This is a genomic window from Gilliamella apicola, assembly GCF_000599985.1.
GTDB classification, from domain to species: Bacteria; Pseudomonadota; Gammaproteobacteria; order Enterobacterales; family Orbaceae; genus Gilliamella; species Gilliamella apicola.
In genome coordinates this window covers 133,434-152,451 of the sequence record NZ_CP007445.1, presented here as the reverse complement: position 1 = coordinate 152,451, position 19,018 = coordinate 133,434, and the positions used below count along the sequence as shown (strand labels likewise).

The window sequence follows — 19,018 nt, the reverse complement described above, 5'->3', positions numbered from 1 at the left end:
GTGTAATCCGTTCTTTTCGTAACCCCCAAATCGGGAGTATTGTTGATATAATTCAATATATTACATATTAACTATATCTTTATACGCATTTGCTGTTGAAAATTCAACAAACAAAGTGCGTCAATTATACGTAAATTATAAACGAATGCAAGGAGTAATTAATAAAGTATAAAGATAATTATTTAACTTACAAACATTTTTTAAATAATAGGTATAATTATGGGTTTTGACGCTTGAAGAATGAATTTAATTACAATGTATCATTCTTCAAACATCTTTTTTCAGAATAGATTATTTAATGTTGCAATAATTTTTTGCTATTTCTGAAGCTAATTTAGCATTATTGAATACTAGATTGATATTTGCTTCTAAACTATCACCGCCCGTTAATTCAACAACTTTCGCTAATAAGAATGGTGTAGTTTCTTTACCTTTAATGTCTTGTTCTATTGATTCTTGTAATGCCTGTTCAATAGCTTGTGAAATGACCTTTTCTTCCATCGCATATTGCTCTGGTATAGGATTAGCTATAACTACCCCACCATTTAAACCTAAATTCCATTTAACTTTAATCATTTCTGCAATTTGCTGTGCAGTGTCTAGTTTAACACTAACATCAAAAGGACTTGTACGACTAAAAAATGAAGGTAATTTTTCGGTTTGATATCCCACAACAGGGACACCAAACGTTTCAAGATATTCCATTGTTAACCCCAAATCTAAAATTGATTTAGCGCCAGCACAAACCACTGCAACACTTGTATTAGACAATTCTTGCAGATCGGCTGAAATATCAAATGTGTGTTCAGCACCTCGATGAACACCACCCAGTCCACCTGTTGCAAAAACACGAATACCAGCTAACTCAGCAATTATCATCGTTGCTGCAACTGTTGTTGCTCCATTTTGTTTATTAGCTACAACAACAGGCAGATCCCGACGACTTACTTTTGTTACATTTAATCCTTGCTTTCCTAAAATAGTAATTTCTTCTTCTGATAAGCCAGCCTTTAATCGCCCGTTAATGACTGCAATTGTGGCTGGAACTGCACCATTTTGTCGAACTATTTCTTCTACTTTTAAAGCTGTCTCAACATTTTGTGGATAAGGCATACCATGAGAAATGATTGTTGATTCTAAAGCAACAACAGGTTGATTATTCTCAAGGGCTTTTTTTACTTCTGGAGAAAGATCTAAGTATTGATTATAAATAGGCACTTCGTTCATGAAAAGGACTCCAATATATTTTGTACACAATTAATAGATAAATTAGGATTATTGGTAAACTCTGAGGATAATGTTAAAGAAGAACAAGCTTGACCAAATCGAATACTTTCATAAAAATTCATATTATCTAAATAGCCATGTATAAGCCCTGCTAACATCGCATCACCGGCACCAGTAACACTAACAATTTTTGTCGGAATAGAAACAGACCAACCTCGCTCACCATTTATTTCGCTATAATAAACACCATCAGCACCAACACTAATAGCAATGCGTTTTACACCTTGTTCATGAAACCAATCAACAATTTTAGGAATATCTTGGTTGGAATGAATTTTCATACCACTTAAAATTTCAGCTTCTAAACGATTAGGTTTTAAAGTGTGGATATATGATAACCAATCTTTAATTTTATGAGATTTAAAAGCAGAAACTGTATCAACAAAAATAGGTACCGACCCAGCATGACTAAATAACCATGCCAATGCATCTTCCTGTAAATTACAATCGATAACGAGTAATTTTGCATGATAAATGAGTTGTTGAGAGTCTTTTAATAAATTGGGGGTTAATTTATCAATAATATCCATATCATTAATCGCTAACAGCATTTCACCAGATTCATCTAATAAAGAAAGGTATGTTGAAGTACTATCACCTTTTATAATATGACAGTTATCCATATTAACACCCGCTTTTCGCGTATGTTCAATAAGTTGTGCACCATAAAAATCATCACCGATTGTCGAAATAAGATAAGTATCTCGATCTAAAAGGGCTAAATTTTCTGCTATATTTCGTCCAACGCCTCCCGGAGTACATCGAATTTTTCCAGGATTAGAATCACCATAAACTAATTTTTTATTTGAATACCCAGTAACATCCATATTACTAGAACCTACGACAACAATATGATTATTCTCAGACAAAAGATAACCTTTACCTTTGATATAACCTTTTTGCGTTAAAGTCATGATGTAACCAGCAACACTAGATCGTGTGATACCAAGCATATCGGCTATTGCATTTTGTTGAATAAAAGGATTATCACGGATTATGGTGAGGATCTGTTTTTCTCGATAATTCATAAACATTTGTTTATTTACCAGCATATGTCTATTGTCGAAATATAACAGAATAAAGATAGGTTTAAAAGTTATCAATTTAAATCAATAACAAAAATGTGACAACAATCACAATAATAAGGAAAGAAAAGCACTTTGCAACGATTAAATCAAATTATGATAAATAAAACCGCCATTATGGCGGTCTGTTTAATGATCTTCTTTGGCATGATTTAAACTATATCTTGGAATTTCAACTTCAAGATCTTCATCTGTAACTCGAGCTTGGCAACTTAATCGACTATGAGGCTCTACTCCCCAAGCTTTATCAAGCATATCATCTTCTTGCTCATCACTTTCTTCTAGCGAATCAAAACCTTTACGAACAATACAGTGGCACGTTGAACATGCACAAGACATTTCACATGCATGTTCAATTTCAATATCATTACGAAGTGCAACTTCTAAAATAGTTTCACCTTCTTCAGCTTCAACTATTTTGCCTTCAGGACAAAGATCAGCATTAGGTAAAAATGTAATTTTGGGCATAATAATCTCGTTTGTTAAATATCATCAACTTTATGGCCAGTTAAGGCTTGACGAATTGATCTATCCATACGTTTAGCAGCAAACTCTTGTGTCATATTATCAACAATCTTAATATGCTTTTTGATAGCATCACTATCATCTAATTCACTTACTGCTTGTAACTGATGCTTAGCGATTAAAATCTGATTAAGTTGTTGCTCATTTAATAGATCAGCATCTTTATCTAAAGCACTTTGTAAGCTTTCTAGTACTCTAGCTGCTTCAACCTTTTGTTCGGCAAGCATTCTTACTTGTTTATCTTGCTGGGCATAATTGATTGAATCCTGAATCATGTTAGCAATTTCATTATCCGTTAGACCATAAGATGGCTTAACTTGAATCGCAGCTTCAACACCTGTTGATTTTTCCATTGCAGTAACATTTAATAAACCATCAGCATCGACTTGAAAAGTAACACGAATATGCGCTCCGCCAGCAGGCATAGGAGGAATACCTCTTAGCGTAAAACGAGCCAACGATCGGCAATCTACAACACTTTCACGCTCGCCTTGTAACACATGAATCATCATAGCTGTTTGACCATCTTTAAATGTGGTAAATTCTTGAGCTCTGGCACATGGTATTGTGCTATTACGAGGGATGATTTTTTCCACTAATTCCCCCATTGTCTCTATTCCTAAAGATAAAGGAATGACATCAAGCAATAACATATCTGAATCGGGCTTATTACCAACCAGGATATCAGCTTGTATTGCCGCACCAATAGCAACAACTTTATCAGGATCAATGGAAGTTAAAGGCTCTTTTCTAAAAAAATCACCCACTAATTGTCTGACTAAAGGGACACGAGTTGAGCCACCGACCATGACAACTTCAACCATTTCATCAATATTGATTTCAGCATCTCTTAATGCTCGGCGACAAACCGCCAAAGTTCGTTTAACTAAAGGTTCAATTAAGTCTTGAAATTGTTGACGCGTTATAGTTAAAGATTGCCCTTCTATGTTGGCTAAAGCTAAGTCTTGCTGACTTAATGCTACTTTTATTTTAACTGTTTCATCAATAATTTTTTGGTTTATATAGGGATCAGTATTATTTTCTAAACCTAATTGATTTTTTAAATAATCAGCAAGCAATCGGTCAAAATCATCACCTCCTAGTGCTGAATCACCACCGGTTGCTAAAACTTCAAATACCCCTTTATGTAGACGCAAAATAGAAATATCAAATGTACCGCCACCTAAATCATAAACTGCAATAACGCCTTCTTTGCCAGTATCTAAACCATAAGCGATAGCAGCAGCAGTTGGTTCATTTAATAATCTTAAAACATGCAGCCCAGCTAATTTAGCCGCATCTTTAGTTGCTTGCCGTTGCGCATCATCAAAATAGGCTGGCACTGTGATTACAGCACCATCAACTTCACCACCTAAACTCTGTTTTGCACGTTGAGCTAAGGCGATCAAAATTTCCGAGGAGACTTGTATTGGGTTAACTTGATTATTAGGCAAATTCAATAATGGAACACCATTATCCGTTTGTGAAAAAGTATAAGGAAAATGTACAGCCTCAATATCAGATAAGTTTCTACCCATTAACCGTTTAACAGAACTCACCGTGTTTTGAGGATCATTTACAGCATTAGATTTTGCATGCTTACCAACGGTAATAACAAGATTATCATCAACATCTAAGCCGTAATAAACTACTGAAGGTAATAGAAAATCATTATCCAAATCTGGTAGCACTTCGGTTTGTCCGCTACGCACAGTAGCAACTAGTGAATTAGTTGTCCCCAAATCAATTCCCACAGCTAAACGGCGCTGATGAGGTTCAGGAGTTTGTCCAGGTTCACTAATTTGTAATAATACCATTTGAATTGTCTCTAATTGATATATGCTTAACTAAAATTATAAAGCATATTGTTTTTCTTGTAACTTTTCGATTTGTTCTATCAATCTAGTTAAATAGCGGATTTTAAAGATTTGATTAAGGGCTGCTTCCCAATCTTGTTTGTTAATAAATTCTAATAATTGTTTATAAACATCACGTTGACGCGCAAAAACTTCCGAATGAAAGTCATCTAATATAACAAAATTATCCTGACTTTCAATATCTTCTAATTTTTCACGTAAAACAAATTGTTCCATTAAAAAATCAGCATCATGTATAATATTTTGCTCAGTTGCCGCATCAAAACCCTTTAGAGACAATAGATGTTCAGCAGCTTTAATGGGATTTTTCAGTGTATGATAACCGTCATTAATCATTGCTGATTTTTGTACCATCACCATTTTATCGTTATCATTAGCAGTGGCAAAATTATCTGGATGATATTGTCTTTGTAATTGTTGATAATTCGCTGTTAGTAACGAAACATCTACTGGTAGCTGAACAGGTAAATCAAATAGTTCAAAGTAATTAGGCATGTTCATTACCCCAATTACACATTAAAGCTTTCACCGCAGCCACATTCATTCTGCGCATTGGGATTATTAAATTTAAAACCTTCGTTTAATCCTTCTTTAACAAAATCCAGTTCGGTACCATCGATATAAACCAAACTTTTTTTATCAACAATGACTTTAACATTTTTATCTTCAAACACACTATCATCATCGTTAATAATATCAGCAAACTCTAAAACATATGCCATACCAGAGCAACCTGATGTTTTAACGCCTAACCTCAGCCCTACCCCTTTTCCGCGATTAGCAAGAAAAGCCTGAACACGATTAGCCGCGCTATTTGTTAGTGTAATTGCCATTAACTTTGACCTTTTTTAGTTTTATAGTCATCAATTGCTGCTTTAATTGCGTCTTCCGCTAAAAGCGAACAGTGAATTTTAACAGGTGGTAACTCAAGCTCTTTGGCAATATCTGTATTTTTAATTGCTTGGGCTTCATCTAAAGATTTACCTTTAATCCATTCAGTAACTAAAGAGCTTGATGCAATTGCACTACCACAACCATAAGTTTTAAATTTAGCATCTTCTATTATACCGTCATCATTTACTTTGATTTGTAAACGCATAACATCACCACATGCCGGTGCGCCAACCATGCCACTACCAACATTAGGATCATTTTGATCAAAAGAACCAACATTACGAGGGTTTTCATAGTGATCAACTACTTTTTCACTGTATGCCATAATTTACTCCTAATTTTAATGGGCTGACCATTTGATTTTACTTAGATCAACACCATCTTTGAACATTTCCCAAAGTGGAGATAATTCCCTTAATTTACCAATAGAATCTTTAATTAGTTTAATAACATAATCCACTTCTTCTTCAGTACTAAATCGACCAAATGAGAATCGAATTGAGCTATGTGCAAGTTCATCATTAAGGCCAAGTGCTCGTAATACATAAGATGGCTCTAAACTTGCAGATGTACATGCTGAACCTGATGATACTGCTAAATCTTTTAAAGCCATCATAAGTGATTCACCTTCAATATAAGCAAAGCTTACATTTAATATATTAGGGACACTATGTTCTAAAGAACCATTAAGATAAACTTCTTCGATATCTTTTAAGCCATTCCATAAGCGATTTTTTAACGCTAATAACCGTGGCATTTCAGTTGCCATTTCTTCTTTAGCTATACGATATGCTTCGCCCATACCAACGATTTGATGCACTGGCAACGTACCAGAACGCATACCGCGCTCATGACCACCACCATGCATTTGCGCTTCAATACGAACACGAGGTTTACGTCTAACATAAAGTCCACCAATCCCTTTAGGTCCATAAATTTTATGTCCAGAAAAAGACATAAGATCAACTTTTAATTTAGACAGATCAATGGCTAATTTACCGACGCTTTGGGTTGCGTCAACATGAAAAACAATACCTCTTTCACGACACATTTCACCAATTTTTTCAATGTTTTGAATGACACCAGTCTCATTATTAACATGCATAATTGAGACAACAGTTGTATCACTGCGCATTGCCGCTACAAGCTTATCTAAATCCAATATTCCATTGGATTCAGGAGCCAAATAAGTCACTTCATAACCTTCACGTTCAAGTTGCCGACAGGTATCAAGTACCGCTTTATGTTCCGTTTTACAAGTAATAATATGTTTACCTTTAGCTTTATTAAAATGAGCTGCACCTTTAATAGCTAAGTTATCAGCTTCCGTTGCTCCAGAAGTAAACACAATTTCTCGGGAATCGGCACCAATAAGATCTGCGATTTGATTTCGAGCAATATCAACCGCTTCTTCGGCTTGCCAACCAAATTTATGAGAACGAGATGCTGGATTACCAAAAATACCATTAGGTGTTAAATACTGCATCATTTTTTCAGCAACTCTAGGATCAACTGGCGTTGTAGCAGCGTAATCCATATAAATAGGTAATTTCATTAATTACTCCCAATTACAAATTCTGTGTTTTATTTTTTAATTAATGCTGACGTGTTGTATATTGCTTTGTCGATTAGCTACAGCTTTTACTTCATTATTATTGACTAATTCGCTGAGTGTAATGCTGGTTAGAAAATCTTCAATTCGCTCACTTAAATCATTCCATAATGTATGAGTTAGACATCTAACACCACCTTGACAGCCATCTTGACCGTGGCACTTAGTTGCATGTACCGTCTCATCAACGGCTTTTACAATTGAGCTAATCGCAATTTGATCCATTGCTCGACTCAGCACATAACCCCCACCAGGGCCTCTAACACTGGTTACTAAACCATTTTTTCGTAACCGCGCAAATAATTGTTCAAGATAAGAAAGCGAGATTTCTTGACGTTCTGAAATATCGGCAAGTGATACTGGTCCTGAGTCAGAATGTAATGCTACATCCAACATTGCAGTTACGGCGTATCTTCCTTTTGATGTCAATTTCATTAATCATCCCCCTATGTGTTATAATAATTATTGTATATATCCTTTTATTTTAGTCAAGTATTTAGTTGACTATTTTAGTGGGAATTATTGCCTCATCAGTTCATCATCGACGAAACACGATAAAATATGCTAATCTAGATATGTAAATTCACATGGAGGCTTAAGGATGAAACTGGTATCACGTTACTTATTGGTAATAAGTTTAGTATTTACAAGTAACGCTTTCGCAAATAATTCTCAAAAAATGTTGCGAGAAAATTATCAAAAATGGATTAACTCTTATCAATCGTTAAGTTTTCAAGAACAAAAAGCATTACTTGCAACCATAAAAAATTATCCATTATATCCTTACGCTGCTGTGCAATTTTTTCAAAAAAATATAAAAGTTGTCTCCCCTGATGTAGTTAGCGATTTTGTAAAGAAAAATCAGGATTTTCCTTTAACAAACTCTTTAACACAATCCTATTTGAAAGAGTTAACAAATCGCCAAGATTGGAATTCAATAATTTCATTCCCTAAAGATAATTCAATACCTTCTAATTGCCGCTATCAATATGCCTTACTCAAGAAAAAAGGGGATGAATCAGTTTTTAAAGATGTAGAAACACTTTGGATGACAGGAAAAGATCTTTCTTCTGCATGTGATCCATTACTTAATGCTTGGGCTAAAGCTGGTAAACGAACAAACAATTTAATATTGTCACGTATTGAATTGGCAGTTGAAGCGAATAATTTAAAATTAGCTCGGTATCTAGCAAATCTATTAGATGAAAATAACAAAATAATCAAAAGTAATTTACTAGACTTATTCGATAATCCAAGAAAATTAGAAGATTTTTCAAAAAATATCAAAGTGAGTTCTTTCACTAAAAAAATTACTTTAGCATCATTTTCTCGTTTAACTAAAGTCGACATAGAATTAGCTGAGACCTTATTGCCACAATTAATCAAACAGCAAAAATTAAATGAAAACGAGCAAAGTTTATTGCAAAAAAGTTTAGCAAGCCGTTATTTCAGTGATTCAGTTACTTATGAACAAATTAAATGGCGAGATAATTATATTGCTAAAAGCCATGATTCATCTTTGGTTGAAAAACGTATTCGTTTAGCTATTGATGAAAATAATTACAAGGATATTGCTTATTGGTTAGCACAACTAACACCAGAAGATCAATTAAAAGAAGATTGGCAATATTGGAAAGCACGAGTGTTATTAAAAAATAATCGAAAAAAAGAAGCTAATAGTATTCTACAAACACTCACAACTAAACGTGGTTTTTATGGTATGATCAGTGCACAAACACTGAATCAACATTATTCTCTTAATAATCAATCAAAAAAAATTACTCATACCGAAATTTCAGCATTAAAGTCTAACTTTGATGATAAACCATTTGTGAAAAGAATTAATGAATTACGTAGTTTAGGAATGTTGCCAGAATCAAGCAGAGAATGGCGATATATGCTCAATAGTCAAGTGGATAGTAATGAATATATAAAATTGGCTCAATATGCTTTACATAAAGATTGGGGTGATCTAAGTATTCAAGCAACTATTGTAGGCAAATTATGGAATAACTGGACAGAACGCTTGCCCATCATGTACCAAGACTTATACCATGATGCCCTAAAAGATAAAGCTATTCCTCTTTCTTATGCTTTAGCTATTTCGCGTCAAGAAAGTGCGCTTGATACCACGGTACAATCTTCAGCGGGAGCTAGAGGATTGATGCAATTGATGCCTGCAACCGCTAAAGAAACAGCTAAAAAAATGGGCCTACTTACTTATACTTCATCAACACAACTGTTCGATCCTAAAATCAACATACAATTGGGTAGTTACTTTTTAAATTCAGTTTATCTACAAAATAATAATAATCGAATATTATCTTCGGCAGCTTATAATGCTGGACCTAATCGCGTTAAACGTTGGTTAAAAGAGAGTGGTGGAAAACTTGACGCCGTTGCTTTTATTGATAGTATTCCATTTACTGAAACACGTAATTACGTGAAAAGTGTTTTAGTTTATGACTATATCTATCAAATAATCTTAGATAAAAAAAATCCACATATTTTGACTCAGCATGAATTTAATAAACAATATTAATGGTGACTATAATGAAAACTAACGAATGGCAACAAACCGTTAAGCTATTACACCAAGCCTTTAATGACGGTTATTCACTTGATATATTAAAGTTATTAATGACAGCTGATGAACGCGATGCACTGATAACTCGAGTGAAAATTGTACATTCATTACTTGACGGTTCAATCAACCAAAGGCAACTAAAAGATCAACTAAAAATAGGTATTGCAACAGTAACTCGAGGTTCAAATAGTCTTAAAGAAGCAACACCTGAATTTAAAAAATGGTTAGAAAACATTCTGTTAAGCTCAGATAACAAAAACATTAACTAGTATCTATTCAATATACTTGTAACAATCAGAATTATAAATTTTGTTGGATATTAACTTCAGTTTCTGTAACAACCGGCACACAGTAATCACATTCCATAGTCTTAATATCTTTAACAGAGGCGACAGTATCATCATGAAGATTATGGTGAATTTCGATTAAACAGCTGGAACTACGCAACCGAACTTTTAGAGCTGGCATTGCAGCTAAATGTACTTGAGAAATAAAATCGCTAAAGTTATCTGGTGAACCAATATATTTAAAGCATAAATATAATCCACCTTCACTAACTACTTCTTCAATATGTTCAAGATTATTATTATGATCTAACGCAATAGTATAAAGTAGTTCTTGTTCATTGGTATTATCTTTGCTTTTTAATATACGACTAAAAGCATAAATTTTATCAGGCAAATCTTCGCTTTTATTTGTACAACGAGATAGATAATTATGAAAAAACTGTGTTCGAAGTCTATTTTCTTCGTCTAATAATTGTCCTAGATTACAATTATTTTTGAAAGAAATCCCCCAAAAAGTCTGTTTCGGCATATCAACAAATTTGGGTTCAGGTAGTGAAAGTTGATTTTTATTAAGCTCAATCGCTGGTGTTAATCCTACTGGATCCCAAAATTCACTTCGACGATAACTCGCTGGTGTTTCATTAAATTGTTTTTTAAAAGATCGGGTAAATGTTTGTTGCGAATCAAAACGATATTGCATAGCAATGTCTAAAATGGGCTTACTGGTCATACGCAAAGATAGCGCTGCGTAAGTTAAGCGACGATGACGAATATAAGTTCCAAGAACTTGCCCCGTCACTTCTTTAAACATTCGTTGTAAATGCCATTTTGAATAACCAGACTTTTGCGATACATTATCGATAGACAATGGCTGTTCTAAATTTTTTTCAATCCAAACGATAAGATCTGAAATAATACTAACTTGATTCATAAAACCCCATCATAAAGTGAACAGACACATAGCCTTTGATTATGACTTAATCCCAGCAATAAGCAAGTTTTAAATAAAAATTATTTTTCATGCATTTTAACAAAATGAATGTGCGCCCGCTTGATGTTCAGTAATGTCTTTCACTCCTGCAAGTTCAGGAAATTCGACCATTAATTGCTTTTCGATACCTTCTTTCAAAGTATAATCAACCATTGAGCAACCATTACATCCACCACCAAATTGTAAAATCGCGTAGTTATCATCGGTCAACTCAACTAAATTTACGCGCCCACCATGACTAGCCAACTGAGGGTTAATTTGCGCTTGGATCACATAATTTACGCGCTCAATTAACGGGGCATCATCAGCAACTTTTTTCATTTTTGAGTTAGGTGCTTTTAATGTTAACTGTGCACCAAATTCATCTGTCACATAATCAATCACAGTTTCTTCCAAAAATGGGGCACTAAATTCATCGATATACACAGAAAAATCTGTATACTTTTCTTCTATATCATTATCTTCAACTGTATCGGCCGGACAATACGAAACTCCACATTCTGCACTAGGCGTACCAGGATCCATAACAAATACTCTAATTTGTGTACCTTCTGGTTGATTAGCAAGCAATTTTTTAAAGTGCTGTTGAGCTGATTCAGAAATAGTAATAATAGACATAACTCCTCACTTTAACACCATTTGATATAAATAATATTCAGCATCATTTATAATAGTTGACTAACTTTCTTGGTTATTATAGGGACTGTTTAGGATTTTACAATACCGTACGACATAAACAAATTATCTCAACACGGGTTGCTCCACATTGTTTTAATTGCTGACTAATAGCATTTATAGTATTACCAGTAGTAACTATATCATCAATAAGCATTACCGATTTATTAGCAACATTTTGGTTACACACAAAAAGTGTCTCAACATTGCTCATCCGCTGTTTAAGTGATAATTTCTTTTGATCTGTTGCATTTTTCTTTCTTGATAACAGATGAGGATAAAAATCACAATTTAACCATTTAGCAATAGGCTTTGCCAACAATTCGGCTTGGTTATAGCCTCTTGACCAATATCGAAGATGATGCAAAGGCACACACGTAACCAAATCTGGTTTAGCTAAACCTTCCATTTCTCGTCGTTGATACCATGATAAAAACATTAATCTCGCTAATGCCAACTTTAATTCAATTTTTTTATAAAATTTAAAGTGATGAATTAAATTTTTCAATGGATGAATATATTCACTAACAGCAATAAGTTCGTCCCAATAAGGTTTATGTTCTCGACATCGATAACATACATTCGTTGATAATGAATGAGGTAAACAGCATCGCCGACAAATTTTATTGAATTTAGGTAGATTTTTAACACATTGACTGCAAATACCATGATGAGATAAAAATAAAGGCATATTACATAAAATACAACGCATATAGTTTACTTTTTTGTAAAAAAGTTTCAGATTAACATAATGTTTCAGTATAAAAATTACTTAATCATTTAGATCAATATCAAAATAATATGGATACGAATTAAAATGTTATACCAAAATCGCAAGCAAATAAGTTTATTTATAATAAATATTTTAAAAAATTTGTTACTAATAAAAAATAAAATTGCGATCTATGACACATAATTTCATCAGATTTTACATAATAATTATTTAAAATAATCAAATATTCGGTATAATCAACCGATTATATATATCTGATTAAGGAAATAATATATGAGAAAAATCAAATTATTATTTATATCATTGCTGTTAACTCTTTTTACCAGTGTTACTTTTGCTGACACAAAAGTTTTATTACAAACGAGTCTTGGTGATATTGAAATTGAATTAGATAGTGAACATGCACCAATAACTACTAAAAACTTTCTTGATTATGTTAACAGTGGATTTTATGAAAATTTAACGTTCCATCGCGTCATACCTGGTTTTATGATTCAAGGGGGTGGTGCCGATGATCAATTAAAATTTAAAGATGGTAATGCTCCGATAAAAAATGAAGCAAATAATGGTTTAAAGAACAATCGTGGCACAATAGCCATGGCAAGAACGAGCGATGTGGATAGTGCAACTAGCCAATTCTTTATCAACACTGTAAACAACGAATTTCTTAATTACCAATCACCTGAAAATTACGGTTATGCCGTTTTTGGTAAAGTGATTAAAGGAATGGATATTGTTGATAAGATTGTAAATGTAGCAACTCACCGTGTAGGACCTCATCAAAATGTACCTGTTGAGCCGGTTTATATTAAAAAGGCAACTGTTATTGAAGAAAAACAATAAATTATTAAAAAACAGATAAAAACCTAAAAAACCATCTTAATCATTTAAGATGGTTTCCCTCAAAAATTTAATTATTTTTTAATTTATCACAAGCTTTTTCAAATCCCAGATCACAAGACTGATTTAAATAATTGTTAGCTAAAGATTTATTCTGTTCAACCCCATCACCTTCATAATACATAATTCCTAAATTGTATTGTGCTGATGATACATCTTGTTCGGCTGCTTTAGTAAACCAAAATGCAGCTTTTTGTTTGTCTTGTTTTATACTCTCATCTTTACCATACATAAGCCCTAAGTTAAATTGTGCACTCGCGAAACCTTGTTCCGCTGCTTTTGTATACCAATAAATAGCCTTTTGTTTATCTTGCTTTACACCTTCACCTTTTTCATACATAAAAGCTAAATTATATTGCGCTTTTGAATCATTTTGTTCTGCTGCTTTAGTAAACCAATAAACAGCTCTTTGTTTATCTTGCTTTATTCCATCACCTTCATAATACATAAGCGCTAAGTTAAATTGTGCACTTGAGAAACCTTGTTCTGCCGCTTTTGTATACAAATATACTGCTTTAAGTTTATCTTGCTCTATACCGTCGCCTTCATTATACATTTTTGCTAAATTATTTTGAGCATTGGATAAACCTTGTTCTACTGCTTTAGTAAACCAATAAACAGCCTTTTGTTTATTTTGCTTTATGCCATTACCTTGATCATACATAATTGCTAAATTATTTTGGGCATTGGATAAACCTTGTTCTGCTGCTTTTGTATACCAATAAACAGCTTTTTGTTTATCTTGCTTTATTCCATCACCTTCATAATACATTTGCCCTAAATTAAATTGTGAGATGGATAAACCTTGCTCTGCAGCTTTTGTATACCAATATGCAGCTTTAACTTTATCTTGATCTATACCATCACCTTTATAATACATAACTGCTAAGTTAAGTTGCGCACTCGAAAAACCTTGTTCCGCTGATTTTGTATACCAATAAATAGCCTTTTGTTTATCTTGCTTTACACCCTCACCTTTTTCATACATAAAAGCTAAATTATATTGTGCTTTTGAATGATTTTGTGTTGCTGCTTTTGTATACCAATAAACAGCCTTTCGTTTATCTTGCTTTATATCATCATCTTGATAATACATAACTGCTAAATTAAATTGTGCACTCGAGAAACCTTGTTCCGCTGATTTTGTATACCAATAAATAGCCTTTTGTTTATCTTGCTTTACACCCTCACCTTTTTCATACATAAAACCTAAAACAGTCTGAGCATTTGCATCTCCTTGTTCTGCTTTTTGTGTGCATTTTTCAAATGCTTTCTCATAATTCTTTTTTTCAAAATCAATATTGCATTGACTTGCATATATTGAAAAAGAACAAAGGGATAATAACCCAAAAGATAAAAATTTTTTCATTATATTTCCTATATATGTTTAAAGAAGAATTAATATTTTTTATTTACCTATTATATATAAAAGTATATATCAAAAATAATCGCCATTATTGATTTTCGTAATTACCAATCACCTGAAAATTATAGTTATGCCGTTTTTGGTAAAGTGATTAAAGGAATGGATATTGTTGATAAGATTGTAAATGTAGCAACTCACCGTGTAGGACCTCATCAAAATGTACCTGTTGAGCCGGTTTATATTAAAAAAGCAACTGTTATTGAAGAAAAATAATAAATTATTAAAAAACAGATAAAAACCTAAAAAAACCATCTTAATCATTTAAGATGGTTTTCCTCAAAAATTTAATTATTTTTTAATTTATTACAAGCTTTTTCAAAACCCCGCTCACAGGACTGTTTAAAATACTTATTAGCTAATAATTTGTTTTGCTCAACCCCATCACCTTTATCATACATAATTCCTAACCTGTATTGTGCTTCAGGGACGACATTCCGCTCCGCTAATTTAGTATACCAAAATGCTGCTTTTTGTTTATTTTGTTCAACGCCATCACCTTCATCATACATAAGAGCTAAATTAAATTGTGAGTTGAAGTCATCTTGTTCTGCAGCTTTTTCATACCAAAATATCGCTTTTTGTTTATCTTGTTCTATTCCATCACCTTGATCATACATAACTCCTAACGCGTATTGTGCATCTATATAACCTTGTTCAGCTGATTTTATATACAAAGTTAAAGCTTTTTGTATATTTTGTTCAACGCCATCACCATATTCATACATAATAGCTAAATTATGTTGTGATGGAGGGTGATTTTGTTCTACAGCTTTCTCATACCAAAATAACGCTTTTTGGTAATCTTGTAATTCATTATCACTTTTATGATACAATTCGCCTAGAGCATATTGTGCATCTACATAACCTTGTTCGGCTGATTTTGTAAACCAATAAATAGCCTTTTGGTATAGTGCCTCATCTTGAAAATATAAGTGGCCTAAAAGATACTGCGCTTCTGAACTACCTTTTTCTGCTTCTTGTGTACATTCAATAAGTGCCTTTTCATAATTTTTATTTTCAAATTCTGTTGTACAATCCCCCGCATAAGCAGCAAAAGAAAATAAGATAGGCATAACTAATAGTAATTTTTTTATTTTCATGATATTCCTTATATATTTATAAACTTTTTTTAAAATTTTATTCAATTAATCATGAGGTTATTAAAAATTATTTTAATACATTTAACAAATTAGCAAGCGTTCTTATCCCAATGCCTGTTGCTCCAGTTGCCCATAAAGCGGTTGCGCTTTTGCGGAATGTAGCTGAACAGTCAATGTGTAGCCAATTTTGTTTATAATTTTTTATAAAATGGGACAGAAATGCGGCGGCAGTGCTTGCACCAGCGGTATTCGGTAATCCAGAATTTGCCATATCAGCAAACGAGGATGGAAATTGAGAACGGTGAAAATCAGCTAATGGTAATCGCCAAAATGCCTCATGTTCAGCTTGGCTACTTGCTAATAACTGATTAGCAAATTTGTCATCAAATGAGAGTAATGATTGATAATCGTTACCTACAGCAATTTTTGCTGCACCAGTAAGCGTTGCGCAATCAATGATATAATGAGGATTATCATTATCTGCATTAATTAATCCATCAGCTAAAACCAAGCGACCCTCGGCGTCAGTATTATCAACTTCAACTGTTTTACCATTACGGTAACGAATAATATCACCTAGTTTGAATGCATTACCACTTACCAAATTATCAGCACAGCATAAATAAAGTTTGATACGATGATTGACTCCACGAGCAATAGCAAGAGCCAAAGCGCCAGTCACCAATGCTGCGCCACCCATATCCGATCGCATTGATTCCATAAAACTGCTTGGTTTTAAACTATAACCTCCAGAATCGAAAGTAATCCCTTTCCCGACTAGGCAAGCAATAATTGGTGCTTTTGGATTTTGAGTCGGATTATAATCAAGCTCGAGTAAGGCAGCTGGTCTGTCAGAACCTTTACCAACTGTGTAGATACCCATATAATCTTGTTCTTTTAGTACTTCTCCTGAAATAATGTTATAGGAAATATCAGAGGAATAATTGCTAATTAATTTTGCGCTTTGTGTTGCTAATTCTAAAGGACTTAATGTTTCTGCTTGTTGATTAACAATGTCTCGACACCAATCAATGATGGCTAAGCGATTTTTTAGTTCTTGCTTATCTTTCTTATTTAATTTTGCCCAACTGACTTTATTATTGTTTTTTGCATTACGATAACCAATCCAAAAATGCCAACATGACTCTAAATCCCAATTGTCACCACTAAGTTTAACTGATTTAATACCTTGATTATCTAATTTTCGGGCAGCTCGCTGAATGGCACCATGTCGATGCTCGGGTTGATAATGAATGGTAACAGCATCTTCTGAAAAACTGAGTAATGCATCTTTACCCCACTTTGATGGAGCAGGTTTTTCCGAAAGTAATATAGATAAAGTCGACATAATAAATTCCTCAAGCAATAATAATGCAAAAACGATGAATCAATTCTAATCAGAAACATGTTAATATAGCAAGCAAAGTTAAGCATAAATAAGGATCTATAATGACATCAGTTGTACAAATCAAAAATGGAATTAATTTTCGTGACTTAGGTGGCATTAAAACCAGTGATGGTCGTCAAATTCGCTCAGGGATGTTGTATCGTTCAGGTGAATTTTCACGTCTTAATGATGGTGAAAAAAACTTTTTATCTGATGAGCTTAATTTGCATTATGTTTTAGATTATCGAGATCAACATGAAATTGATCGTAATCCCGATAACCTTTGGAATAATAGTCAATATATTAATGTACCAGCAAACCCATTAAGTGATGAAATTACAGCAAGCCTAACTAGTGATGATATTTTCGTTATGAAAAAATACTCACCTTTTGATTTTATGGTTAAACTTTATCAATTATTACCATTTAATAATCCAGCATATAAAAAGCTAATATCGTTGCTGCTCAATGCCAACGGTAAACCATTAGTGCAACACTGCGCAGTAGGTAAAGATAGAACAGGTGTTGGTGTCGCCTTAACTCTATTTGCACTGGGGGTGAGTGAAGAAGTTGTTATGCAAGATTACTTACTTACAGAACGCTATTTAAATGATTATCGTGAAGCCATACTTAGTCAGAATAAAAGTAAATTATCACCAGAAGAATTTGAAAAACAAAAAACTATTTTTGCAGCTAAAGAAGAGTTTTTAACTGCTGCTATTGATGAAATCAAAAAACGCTATAACACAATTGACAATTGGCTAATTAAAGAATATCAATTAGATGATAAAAATAGGAAAATTCTTCAAGATATTTACCTAATTTAAATAAAATAATCGGGCTTGCTATACAATAATTAACAATAATTTTATCTTTATTATAAGTGGGTCAGAATTATTTGTCACAAGTATAGAATAAACTCATTCTATTGATATTATTACAGGATCAATATGGAATAACGTAATTATTAAGATTGTAGGATAAATTCAGTAATAGGTTTATTATGATTAACTGCAAGGTGAACCGATGCAACTTGCTGATATTGATAATAAAAATGTTGTCCAAATGGTGCACTAATCAACTGTTTTTCAATATCTACTTTTACTGATTTTATTTGCCAGACGCCTTTAGCATATAATTTAAGTGCTGATTCTTTTAAAGTCCAAAGTTGCCAAAAGGCCTTTAAGGTATCCGCTTGTTCCATCATCCACTGATACTCAGCATCTGCAAAGAAACTTTTTGCTACATCCAAGTAATTTTTACGGGGACGAGCGACTTCTATATCAAGTCCAACTCTACCATCTAACGATATTGCAACCGCTACCCAATCTTGGCTATGACTGATATTAAAATCAGGGAGATTGCGTTCTAAAAAACAAGGTCGATTATTATCACCTATAACCATAGTTGGCAAAATAGCAATTTGACAATACTGATTAAGCAAGCTAGCTAAGATTGAACGACAGACTAAAAACTGTTTTTTACGTCTGCCATTGAATAATTCAGCATCGTGAATGATCTGTTTTGATAATAGTGAATAGTTGACTTCCACCGTGTCTAAATGGGCAAGTTGGACAATTAACATTTTATATAAGCCATTTTAAACAAAAATTATTTTTTACTATTTTAACAGCATGCTATGCTAACTGTTA

The 19,018-nt window shown here is 33.2% G+C and carries 21 protein-coding genes; 5 read left to right on the top strand and 16 right to left on the bottom strand.

Annotated features, from left to right (window positions below; translation table 11 throughout):
• Positions 1 to 291 precede the first annotated feature (291 nt).
• From GAPWK_RS00695 to iscR, 9 genes are all read right to left on the bottom strand, one after another.
• Positions 292 to 1,227, bottom strand: coding sequence for a pseudouridine-5'-phosphate glycosidase (locus tag GAPWK_RS00695; RefSeq protein WP_025314382.1), 936 nt, complete (start codon positions 1,225 to 1,227; stop codon positions 292 to 294).
• Entirely contained in the window at positions 1,224 to 2,315 is a 1,092-nt protein-coding gene (locus GAPWK_RS00690; RefSeq protein WP_025314381.1) for a PfkB family carbohydrate kinase, read from the bottom strand. Before GAPWK_RS00690 ends, GAPWK_RS00695 begins: the two co-directional genes overlap by 4 nt.
• Positions 2,316 to 2,501: 186 nt before the next feature.
• The gene (gene fdx, locus GAPWK_RS00685; protein ID WP_025314380.1) at positions 2,502 to 2,840 is read right to left on the bottom strand and encodes an ISC system 2Fe-2S type ferredoxin; all 339 of its coding nucleotides are present in this window, start codon (positions 2,838 to 2,840) and stop codon (positions 2,502 to 2,504) included.
• Between the two features lie 14 nt (positions 2,841 to 2,854).
• Entirely contained in the window at positions 2,855 to 4,714 is a 1,860-nt protein-coding gene (gene hscA / locus GAPWK_RS00680) for a Fe-S protein assembly chaperone HscA (RefSeq protein ID WP_025314379.1), read from the bottom strand.
• Between the two features lie 36 nt (positions 4,715 to 4,750).
• A complete protein-coding gene (gene hscB / locus GAPWK_RS00675) occupies positions 4,751 to 5,269 on the bottom strand; it encodes a Fe-S protein assembly co-chaperone HscB (protein ID WP_025314378.1) in 519 nt (172 codons plus the stop codon).
• Between the two features lie 14 nt (positions 5,270 to 5,283).
• A complete protein-coding gene (gene iscA, locus GAPWK_RS00670) occupies positions 5,284 to 5,607 on the bottom strand; it encodes an iron-sulfur cluster assembly protein IscA (RefSeq protein WP_025314377.1) in 324 nt (107 codons plus the stop codon).
• Entirely contained in the window at positions 5,607 to 5,993 is a 387-nt protein-coding gene (iscU, locus tag GAPWK_RS00665; RefSeq protein ID WP_025314376.1) for a Fe-S cluster assembly scaffold IscU, read from the bottom strand. The genes iscA and iscU overlap by 1 nt, the downstream gene beginning before the upstream one ends.
• A gap of 15 nt (positions 5,994 to 6,008) precedes the next feature.
• A complete protein-coding gene (locus GAPWK_RS00660; protein ID WP_025314375.1) occupies positions 6,009 to 7,223 on the bottom strand; it encodes an IscS subfamily cysteine desulfurase in 1,215 nt (404 codons plus the stop codon).
• Positions 7,224 to 7,259: 36 nt separating this feature from the next.
• Positions 7,260 to 7,715, bottom strand: coding sequence for a Fe-S cluster assembly transcriptional regulator IscR (gene iscR, locus GAPWK_RS00655; protein ID WP_038516974.1), 456 nt, complete (start codon positions 7,713 to 7,715; stop codon positions 7,260 to 7,262).
• Positions 7,716 to 7,881: 166 nt separating this feature from the next.
• Here iscR and sltY point away from each other — a divergent pair, with 166 nt between their 5' ends.
• The gene (sltY, locus tag GAPWK_RS00650) at positions 7,882 to 9,822 is read left to right on the top strand and encodes a murein transglycosylase (RefSeq protein ID WP_025314374.1); all 1,941 of its coding nucleotides are present in this window, start codon (positions 7,882 to 7,884) and stop codon (positions 9,820 to 9,822) included.
• An 11-nt stretch (positions 9,823 to 9,833) separates the two neighbouring features.
• Complete coding sequence (gene trpR, locus GAPWK_RS00645; protein WP_025314373.1) at positions 9,834 to 10,136, top strand: trp operon repressor; 303 nt, start codon at positions 9,834 to 9,836, stop codon at positions 10,134 to 10,136.
• A 31-nt stretch (positions 10,137 to 10,167) separates the two neighbouring features.
• Here the strand turns inward: trpR and robA are convergent, their stop codons facing one another.
• The 3 genes from robA to GAPWK_RS00630 form a co-directional block, all read right to left on the bottom strand.
• A complete protein-coding gene (gene robA / locus GAPWK_RS00640) occupies positions 10,168 to 11,085 on the bottom strand; it encodes an MDR efflux pump AcrAB transcriptional activator RobA (RefSeq protein ID WP_025314372.1) in 918 nt (305 codons plus the stop codon).
• A gap of 96 nt (positions 11,086 to 11,181) precedes the next feature.
• Positions 11,182 to 11,763: a Fe-S biogenesis protein NfuA gene (gene nfuA, locus GAPWK_RS00635; RefSeq protein ID WP_162471751.1), complete on the bottom strand. Its 582-nt coding sequence runs from the start codon at positions 11,761 to 11,763 to the stop codon at positions 11,182 to 11,184.
• A gap of 97 nt (positions 11,764 to 11,860) precedes the next feature.
• Complete coding sequence (locus GAPWK_RS00630) at positions 11,861 to 12,532, bottom strand: phosphoribosyltransferase family protein (protein WP_025314370.1); 672 nt, start codon at positions 12,530 to 12,532, stop codon at positions 11,861 to 11,863.
• Positions 12,533 to 12,826: 294 nt separating this feature from the next.
• On the opposite strand from GAPWK_RS00630, the gene GAPWK_RS00625 reads away from it, so the two are divergent.
• Positions 12,827 to 13,396, top strand: coding sequence for a peptidylprolyl isomerase (locus GAPWK_RS00625; RefSeq protein ID WP_025314369.1), 570 nt, complete (start codon positions 12,827 to 12,829; stop codon positions 13,394 to 13,396).
• A 67-nt stretch (positions 13,397 to 13,463) separates the two neighbouring features.
• Here the strand turns inward: GAPWK_RS00625 and GAPWK_RS00620 are convergent, their stop codons facing one another.
• On the bottom strand, positions 13,464 to 14,822 hold the full coding sequence (locus GAPWK_RS00620; protein ID WP_025314368.1) for an SEL1-like repeat protein: 1,359 nt from the start codon (positions 14,820 to 14,822) through the stop codon (positions 13,464 to 13,466).
• 66 nt (positions 14,823 to 14,888) lie between these two features.
• Here GAPWK_RS00620 and GAPWK_RS15305 point away from each other — a divergent pair, with 66 nt between their 5' ends.
• On the top strand, positions 14,889 to 15,092 hold the full coding sequence (locus GAPWK_RS15305; RefSeq protein ID WP_110454014.1) for a peptidylprolyl isomerase: 204 nt from the start codon (positions 14,889 to 14,891) through the stop codon (positions 15,090 to 15,092).
• Between the two features lie 71 nt (positions 15,093 to 15,163).
• Here GAPWK_RS15305 and GAPWK_RS00610 read toward each other — a convergent pair whose 3' ends face one another.
• Positions 15,164 to 15,979 (bottom strand): tetratricopeptide repeat protein, encoded by an 816-nt coding sequence (locus GAPWK_RS00610; RefSeq protein ID WP_051516213.1) that lies wholly within the window; start codon positions 15,977 to 15,979, stop codon positions 15,164 to 15,166.
• Between the two features lie 67 nt (positions 15,980 to 16,046).
• Positions 16,047 to 17,327, bottom strand: coding sequence for an aminopeptidase PepB (gene pepB / locus GAPWK_RS00605; RefSeq protein WP_025314367.1), 1,281 nt, complete (start codon positions 17,325 to 17,327; stop codon positions 16,047 to 16,049).
• 101 nt (positions 17,328 to 17,428) lie between these two features.
• Here pepB and GAPWK_RS00600 point away from each other — a divergent pair, with 101 nt between their 5' ends.
• The gene (locus tag GAPWK_RS00600; RefSeq protein WP_025314366.1) at positions 17,429 to 18,193 is read left to right on the top strand and encodes a tyrosine-protein phosphatase; all 765 of its coding nucleotides are present in this window, start codon (positions 17,429 to 17,431) and stop codon (positions 18,191 to 18,193) included.
• 140 nt (positions 18,194 to 18,333) lie between these two features.
• Here GAPWK_RS00600 and GAPWK_RS00595 read toward each other — a convergent pair whose 3' ends face one another.
• Positions 18,334 to 18,951, bottom strand: coding sequence for a 4'-phosphopantetheinyl transferase family protein (locus GAPWK_RS00595; protein ID WP_025314365.1), 618 nt, complete (start codon positions 18,949 to 18,951; stop codon positions 18,334 to 18,336).
• Positions 18,952 to 19,018: the final 67 nt, after the last annotated feature.